At 61.9% G+C, this 8,072-nt stretch carries 4 protein-coding genes and 2 pseudogenes; 1 reads left to right on the top strand and 5 read right to left on the bottom strand.

Features of this window, described 5'->3' with window-relative positions; genetic code table 11:
* The 5 genes and pseudogenes from BLQ14_RS15140 to BLQ14_RS15120 all read right to left on the bottom strand — a co-directional run.
* Window positions 1–292: pseudogene (locus tag BLQ14_RS15140) on the bottom strand (transposase); the annotation flags it as partial.
* A gap of 64 nt (window positions 293–356) precedes the next feature.
* A complete protein-coding gene (locus BLQ14_RS15135; protein WP_092501403.1) occupies window positions 357–974 on the bottom strand; it encodes a hypothetical protein in 618 nt (205 codons plus the stop codon).
* Window positions 975–978: 4 nt separating this feature from the next.
* Window positions 979–3,876 carry a site-specific DNA-methyltransferase gene (locus BLQ14_RS15130; RefSeq protein WP_170068490.1) on the bottom strand — a complete coding sequence of 966 codons (2,898 nt, stop codon included), beginning with the start codon at window positions 3,874–3,876 and terminating at the stop codon, window positions 979–981.
* Entirely contained in the window at window positions 3,877–4,590 is a 714-nt protein-coding gene (locus tag BLQ14_RS15125) for an NYN domain-containing protein (RefSeq protein WP_211295377.1), read from the bottom strand.
* Window positions 4,591–4,728: 138 nt separating this feature from the next.
* Window positions 4,729–7,752, bottom strand: a pseudogene (locus tag BLQ14_RS15120) (BPTD_3080 family restriction endonuclease); the annotation flags it as partial.
* A 50-nt stretch (window positions 7,753–7,802) separates the two neighbouring features.
* Here BLQ14_RS15120 and BLQ14_RS15115 point away from each other — a divergent pair.
* Window positions 7,803–8,072: helix-turn-helix domain-containing protein (locus BLQ14_RS15115; protein ID WP_143004511.1), on the top strand; the 270-nt coding region annotated here is incomplete at its 3' end.

The raw sequence follows: 8,072 nt of genomic DNA, 5'->3' as shown, positions 1-8,072 counted from the left end.
GCTGCCTCGCGCCGCTCTTTCGGTGTCGTCAGTTCTTTCCCAGAAGATCCTTCAGAACCACGTTGTCGAGCATCGCGTCGGCCAGCAGCCGCTTCAGCTTGACGTTCTCGTCCTCCAGCGCCTTCAGCCTGGCAGCCTCGGACACCGTCATCCCGCCATACTTGGACTTCAGCTTGTAGAACGTCGCAGGGCTGAGGCCATGCCTGCGGCACACCTCCGCCGTCGGCATGCCTGCCTCCTGCTCCTTGATCATCCCGATGATCTGCGCCTCGGTGAAACGGCTTTTCCTCATGTCGTCTGCTCCTTCAGGGTTGAGCAGACTCTACATCATGGTGAGGGATTTTGCGGGGGGCAGGTCAACCGGCAAAGATCGGTCCTCCTGGCGGCAACATCGGAGGGGGCGATTTCTGGCTGGCAGCAAGCGACGGTTGAGCAAACAGTGCGGTCATGAACATCGCCGTCGCATTCCATGCACCGATGTAGGGAGGGCGATCTTTGGGATTCAGGATCGGACTGAGCCAACGTTCCTGAGCACGGCCGAGTTTCTCAAGCGAATCGGGAAGCGTCGCCGGCAAGGTGACCCTTCCGAACAGGTTGTATGCGCCCTTCAGGGACTGCTCTATCGGGGTCGGTCCCCGCTCCATATGAAAGCTCGCTGCTTTTTTCAGATCAGCCGTGTTCCAATCGCTCAACACGTTGCAGACAGCTTCGGTGAATTCCAGATCCAACCGCGCGAGATGGCCCCAGGAAAGCCCAACAGCGAAGCAGACATGCCAAGGGTTGGCTTCCGGAAATGCAGCGAGTTGATCGGCCATCTCCGACATCGCCAGCTTGTTCAGGGACTGTCCGGTTTCCTTCAGAAGCGCCAGGACCTTGCCCCTGGCTGGTCCGCCCCTTACGCCGCCGCCTTTCTCGCAGAGCTCATTGAACGCGCGCTGCGCGTCGTTCACCGGCTTGGTGATCGGTGCCTTCATTCTCTTACTCCACCGCAAACACCTTCATCACCTCGTCACCGAGGTGGTTGATGACCTTCACCGCGATGCGCCCCGATTTCGGTTTCGGGAACGGCCGGGAGGTGTCGGAATAGAGGCTCGCCCACGCCTCCTCGTCGATCTCGGCCTTCAGCGTGGTCTTCAGCGCCTTGTAGGGGTCGTTGGCGCCCAGGAAATAGGCGTGGCGGACGAAGAAGCTCTCCTCGTTGTAATCGGTGTCCAGCATCCACAGCGCGATGCCGTCGGTGCCTTCCGAGACAATCTCGCCGGTCTGTGGCTTGAACACATCGACGCCAAAGACCTTCACCCGGATCATGCCCTCGCCCGCCTCCTCGATGCGGATGTCGGGCTCGCCGAAGATGACGAACAGGTTGCCCGCGCCGGTGGCCTTCAGATCGCCGCCCATGTGCAGGTCGGGGTTCATCCGCGCCTTCAGGACCGGCACGCGGCCCAGCTTGTCGAACTCGGCCGAATGCGCGTCGTAGTTGAAGGCGCAGGCAATCAGCACGTCAAAGCCGGCCTCGCCCGCCTCGCGCGCCGCCGCCACCAGGTCGGGGCGGCTGACGGTGCCGAATTCGGGGCCGATGAAGATGCCGGCGCGGCGCTGCACGTCGCCCTCCATGAAGGTGCCCTCCGCACAGATGTAGCGCCCCGGCCAGCCCACCAGCGAGGTGAAGGTGATCCGGTCCTCCTTGTGGGCCTGCTGGACACCCGCGGCCTTGAGGTTCTGCAGGATCATGTGGGCGAAATCGTCCGCACCCTCGCGCTCGGGCTGGCGCTTGCCCTCGGCGGCCTCGGTCAGGTCGATCAGCTCGTCGTCCCAGTCCACGGCCAGCGTGCGGTGGGGCGAGAGGCTTTCGACCGTGAAGGGCCCGGCGACGCGCACCTTGGACTTGTCCACATAGGGCTTGTCGTAGAGATACTCGAACTCGGCCTTGGCGGCGATCGAGGCGTCGATCTCCTTCTGCCGGGCGATGCGCGCCCGCCAGAACCGCTCCAGCGCCTGGCGCGCGGCCTCGGGCCAGTCGGCGGGGGCCTCGCGCGGGATCTCCCATTCCATGAAGCCGTTCGCCGGGGCCTTCTCGCCCGAGGGGAGCGTGACCTCGCCGCTGGCGGTGAAGTCGATTGTCTGCCCCGCGCGGCCGCCCGTTTCGACCTTGAACGGGGTGGGATGGCCGGCCAGCGCGGCGTTGAGCGCGGCGCGGGCGTCTTCGACGGCGGGCTGCATGCGCTCCCAGATCACGTCGATCTCGGCATTGTTGGCGATGGATTTCAGCGTGATGTGCGGCACGCGCTCATAGACGAAGCCCTGGCGCAGGCTGCCATGGGTGAGGGTGGTCTTGGGCGGCTCGCGGCGCAGTTCGGCCTCTTTCTGCTGCCCCTCGGGGCTGTCGGCGAGGAGGTAGAAGGGATAGCGCGCGCCCATCAGGCGCGAGCGGGCCAGCGCGATGGCGACGCGAGAGGTGTCGATGGTGATCCAGCGCCGCCCCCATTGTTCGGCCACATAGGCCGTGGTGCCCGAGCCGCAGGTGGGATCGAGCACCAGATCGCCGGGGTCGGTGGACATCAGGATGCAGCGTTGAACGACAAGGGACTGGGTCTGAACGACGTAAACTTTCTCTTCCCCAAACCCACTCGAAATTGTGTCGTCCCAACTCGAGGAAAAATGCTGAAACGGGCTATCCTCAAAATACATTTTTCTTTCGAGTGTGTTTCCCGTCGGGAACAACCGCATTGATCGCGCTGCCCGCAGCATTCCCGTTTCATTTGTCGACCATCCCCTGTTTCCAGAAGGGATGAACAGCTTTCCGTTGTAGAGCACGGGAAAGCGCGACGATGCTGATCCTGTCGCACTGTATGCCGCTCGATGTCGGAACACTTTAAATATCGTTTGATCGATTTCGTCTCGGCTGATTCGGCGAGAAAATCCCGCCTCGTCATCGGCGAATAGGCTTTGCCCCGGGAACGCTTCCCGGCGGTCGGCCGAGGCAAATAGCCTTCTAAATTTCAATGCATGCTTGTTCTTTCCGAACCACACAATGAAATCATGTGTTTCCGGGAGAAAAGCGGACGTTTGAAACCCACCACGCTTAAAGCGGATCGTTGCTATTGCATTTGAGGTTCCAAACACTTCGCCCATCAAGCTTTGGACAAGGTGTACATTCTCTGAACCGATCTGAACAAAGCAACTACCGCTCTCGCTCAACAGGTCGCGCGCCACGGTCAGCCGGTCGCGCAGATAGGTCAGGTAGGAATGGATGCCGTCGCGCCAGGTGTCGCGAAAGGCGCGGACCTGCTCGGGCTCGCGCGTCAGATTGTCGAGCTTGCCGTCCTTCACGTCGCGGCTGGTGGTGGACCACTGGAAGTTCGAGTTGAACTTGATGCCATAGGGCGGGTCGAGATAGATGCACTGCACCTGCCCGCGCAGCCCTTCGCGCTCGGCAAGGCTCGCCATCACCGACAGGCTGTCGCCCACGATCATCCGGTTCGACCAATGCGCATCGTGCTGGTAGAACTCGGTCGCCGCCTCGGCATCGGGCAGGCCGTTGAAATCGGCGAAGAGGTCGGGCTCGTCGTCCCGGGCTGCGGCGCGTTCGCGGCTGATGCGCTTGAGATCCTCGATCAGCGCCTTGGGGTGGACCTTTTCCTGGATGTAGAGCGGCGGGGCCTGCACGATCAGGTCGGACCAGTCCTGTTCGTCCTTGCCGCGCCAGACCAGCTGCGGGTCCAGGTCGCGGTTGCGCCGCTCGATGGCCAGCCGCACCGGCGCCTTGTCCTGCTCGCGCATGATCGATTCGAACTCGGCCGTCGGGATGTTCTTGCGCGTGGCGTCCTCATGCTTGAGCGCCTCGACCTCGAGCGGTTTCTTCGGTTTGCGGGCCATCTATTCGACATCCTCATGGTTTTCAGGCTGGTTCGCCGCGGCCGTTCCCGGTTTGGGAAAGCCGCTGCGCAGCCCGTCAATATGTTCAAAAAGCTCGGGCGCCACGTTGCGCCACAGGGGGTCGAGCACGACCTTGACCCCTTCGCGCCGCGCCAGCTTGGAGGCGGGCACGAAATCGGAATCGCCGGCGACCAGAATGATGGTATCGACCTGCCGCTTGAGCGTGAGCGAGGCGATGTCGGTGCCGATGCGCATGTCCACCGCCTTCTGGCGCAGGCCGGGGGTGAAGTCGTCGTCGGTCAGGTCGGCGACGGTGATCTGCCCCTTGAGCAGCTTCTTTTGTACCGCTTCGCGCAGGATCCAGCCGCGTTCGCGCCGCACCTCGCCCAGTCGCACGGCCATGTGCGACATGCGCCGCAGCTTCTCGTGCAGCGCAAGGCGGAACGTCGCCTCGGCGGTCCTGGCGTAGTCGATGGCCGTGCCGGAGACGGGGCGATGTTCCTTCCCGAGATACGGCTTCGCATCGTAGAAGAACGACCGGTAGAGCAGCGCACGCTCATGCGGCAGCTTCTCGATCCGATTGTGGGATTTCAGATGCGAGGCGATCAGGCGTCGCAGCGCGAAGGCAACCGACTCCGGGTCGGCGGGGTCAGCCTGCTTGAATACTGTCGGGAGGCGTTTGAGGAAATAGCCGCCGTCGATCAGGATCGCCACCTTTCTCATGCGGCGGCCTCTGCGACGAAATAAGCCCCAAGGGTTCGGCCGCGTTCATGATCGCGAGGAACACGGCGTACTGCCAAGGGGCGGATATCCTTGTATATGGTTTTTCCTGCGAATCCGTCAAGAATCCTGTCACGCATGGACCGCGCCTCCTTTGGCGAACTGGTCGAGGAGCTTGGCGAACTCCTCCTCCATCTCGTAGACGGCGGTGAATTCCGCAAAGGCCCAGCGGCCGAATTTTTCCAGGTTGTTGACCCCCGGAACCCAATAGGCGCGCATGGTATTGGCCTTTTCCTTGGCGTCCTCGCCGCGGTAGCCCTTGATCTCGACGATGAGGTTCAGCGGATCGGGGCGGCCGTCATCCACCTGGACGATGAAATCGGGCAGGTATTTGCGCGGCGTCGAGCCCATCAGATAGGGCACCTCGAACCCGAGGTTCTGGTTCTTGACATAGGCGCGCACGCGCGGATGCGCCTCGACCACGCGACAGAACTCGGCCTCCCAGTCGCTGTCGCAGACCGCCCAGTTGACGTGACATTTGCTCGGATCGGTCTGCCATCGGGTCTTCTTGGATGTCGTGAAATTGACGAAGGCGGTGGAGCCCGTGGGGTTGTAGGCATCGAGGATCGCCTTGACCGGTCGTTCGCCCTGAAGCGTCTCGGTAATGGCGGCCTTGATGCGTTCGGCGGCCATGTCGGCGATCTCGCGGTAGAGAACCTGCCCGGGATAAGTGCCGCCGCTGCATTTCAGATATCCGCCGTCGAGCCACTGGCGGGTGATGCGCTTGAGCTGGCCGAAAAGGTGCAGCTTCGGCTCTTCGCCCGGGTCGCGGTACTTCGTGTAGAGCAGGTGGCGCGTGAGGTGGTACAGAATGGTGGATGACCGCAGGTCGGCGAGGTGCTGGAGCGTCAGGTCGACGCCCTCGCCGATGATCCCCTGGTTGGTCGTGACCGAGGGGCCGACAAGCTGCGGGGTCAGTTCCAGAACGTGGTCGGGCCCGAAACTGGCCTCCAAGCGTTCTTCGGGCAGTTCGACCCGATAGCCCTCGACCCGCGGAAAGGTGATCTCCAGATCGTCGCGATCGGGCCGCACGGCATGGACGCGAACCGTCTCGCGCGGGGGCTGGGGCGGCGAGACGACGGGCTTGGCCGCAAAGTCGAAGGGAATGCCGAGGACGTCGGCGTATTCCACGTTGAAAAGCCCCTCCTCGTTCAGGTCATAGGATTGTCGTCGAAGCGCGCGGCCGACCACCTGTTCGCACAAGAGCTGAGTGCCGAAGGCTCGAACGCCCAGCACATGCGTCACCGAGTTCGCATCCCATCCCTCTGTCAGCATCGAGACCGAGACGACGCAGCGGATCTGCTCGCCAAGCTTGCCCTTCTTGCCGACGGTGTTCATGACCTCGCGCAGCAGGGTAGCCTCGTCGATCTTGTCGCCAGCGGTGATGTCGCCAGTTCGCTCGATGATTTCGCGCTTGAAATGTTCGATCTCGCTGGCCGCAATCTTGCGAAAATCCTTGTCCAGCGCCTCTCCCGACTCCAACTGCGCCGAGTCGATTAGGATCGTATTGGGCCGCGGAAGCGGGTTCCCATGTTCGTCATGGTTCCGGAACAAGGGAAGTCGTCCGAATTCCAGCTGGGTTCCAGAACCATCAGCGTTCTCCCTTTCGAACCCGGAGATGTACTTGTAGATCAGCTCGGAGGTCGCTGTGTTGTTGCAGACCACGATGAAAACGGGTGGCACCTCGATGCCGGCTTCCTGCCAAAGCCGAAACGTGGTCTCGTAGTGGCCATAGAGGGCATCGAGCGCCGACAGCAACTCCGCCGGCAGACTGAGCGGATCGAGCGTCTTGCCCGCAGCACGGCCCTTCTTGGGGAGTTTCTTCCCGATATGGTCCCAAAGATTGCGGAATTTCGGGGTGTCGCCTCCCGGAACATTGTCGGCCACAGGCACGCGCGGCAGTTTGACGATACCGCATTCGATCGCGTCCATCAGGGAAAAATCGCTCATGGTCCACGGGAACAGAGTGCCTTCGATGTAGCCCGAACCCCGCAGGAAGAATGGGGTGGCCGACAGGTCGTAGACCAGGCTGATTCCGAGCTTCCGCTTCACGGCCTCGAGGCCGGAAATCCACATGCGCGCGGCTTCGTTGTTTTCCTTGGCCTCGGCTTTGTCTGCCCCTTTGAGGTCGTCTTCGGTATCGCCGTCGGCGTCCTTCACCCGTTCGCGATAACAGTGATGAGCCTCGTCGTTCAGAACCACGATGTTTTTCATGCCCATCAGTTCGGGCATGACACGCTGCAGCATCTGGCCTTCAGTCTCGAGCGTCTGGATTTGCTCGCCTCGCCAACCTTCAAGCGCCGAACGGGTTCCCCTCGCCAGCGCGATGCGTTCGCGAAGCTTGAACGCATGGTAATTCGTGATGACGATTTTCGCTCGAGCGATGTCACCAAGCATGTCTGGCGGGACGATTTCGCGCGAGCGATAGTAGCTTTCCGGGTCATTTGGCAAGAGCACGCGCAGCCGATCACGGATCGTGATGCCGGGCGCGACGACAAGGAAGCCGCGCGAGAAGTGCTTGCTGTTCGGGTGGCGGACAGCATTGACCGTGTGCCATGCGATCAGCATTGCCATGACGGTTGTCTTGCCAGCGCCTGTCGCAAGCTTGAGCGCAAGCCTCATGAGCTCCGGGTTGGCCTGGGCATTCGCGCCCTTCAGGTGCGCCCAGAACTTTGCGGTCCGCGCGCCCATCTTGGGCGCAACCTCGGTAAGCCAGATCGCGGTCTCGACGGCTTCGATCTGACAAAAGAAGGGTCGCACCCCCTGAAACGGGTGGTGCCGCCAGTGCTGAAGAAGACGTGCCGTCTCGGGGGTCACCAGCCATTGATCGGGGTTGGGGAGGTTGCGCCAAGTTTCTACGAAGGATCGGACCTCGTTGATAATTGGCGTGGGGTTGTATTCCTGATTCGCCGAGGAAAGATCATGCGTTGCATCAAGCAGCAAGGATGTCTGACCGCTGTTCTGCTTGCGCTTTTTGGGTTTTGGCACTGGTGTTATGAGGTCAGATTTCCGCCTGGCCTCAATAATTCGGTTGGTTGGCTGGCCATCGGCGTCCAGTTCCCAATGACGTCCGGGATACTCATATGGAGAATTGAGTGTTCACTTAACCTTCTTTCCGTGCGATAAGGGGAAAGGAGGAAGACCCAATGGGACAATCATCGACATCGAAGAAACGCAGGTCGCGGGACGCGGCGACGAAGATGGCCGAGCAGCGTCTGAGCGTGCTGGAGCTGGCCAGGAAGCTTGGCAACGTGGCCGAGGCCTGCCGGCGGCGGGGCATGGACCGGACCAGCTTCTACGAGTGGCGCCGGCGGTTTCAGACCCACGGCTTCGAGGGGCTGAAGGACCTGCCGCCGATCCACAAGAGCCACCCGCAGACGACGCCGCCCGAGACGGTTGAGAAGATCAAGGCGCTG

This window comes from Meinhardsimonia xiamenensis (assembly GCF_900102905.1).
Lineage (GTDB): Bacteria > Pseudomonadota > Alphaproteobacteria > Rhodobacterales > Rhodobacteraceae > Meinhardsimonia > Meinhardsimonia xiamenensis.
The sequence above is the reverse complement of the archived record's forward strand: the minus strand, read 5'-3'. Positions and strand labels throughout refer to the sequence as shown.

Excerpts from the sequence above, each read along its gene's own strand:
- BLQ14_RS15135 (WP_092501403.1), bottom strand. The coding sequence starts at position 974 with ATGAAGGCACCGATCACCAAGCCGGTGAACGACGCGCAGCGCGCGTTC.
- BLQ14_RS15130 (WP_170068490.1), bottom strand. The coding sequence starts at position 3,876 with ATGGCCCGCAAACCGAAGAAACCGCTCGAGGTCGAGGCGCTCAAGCAT.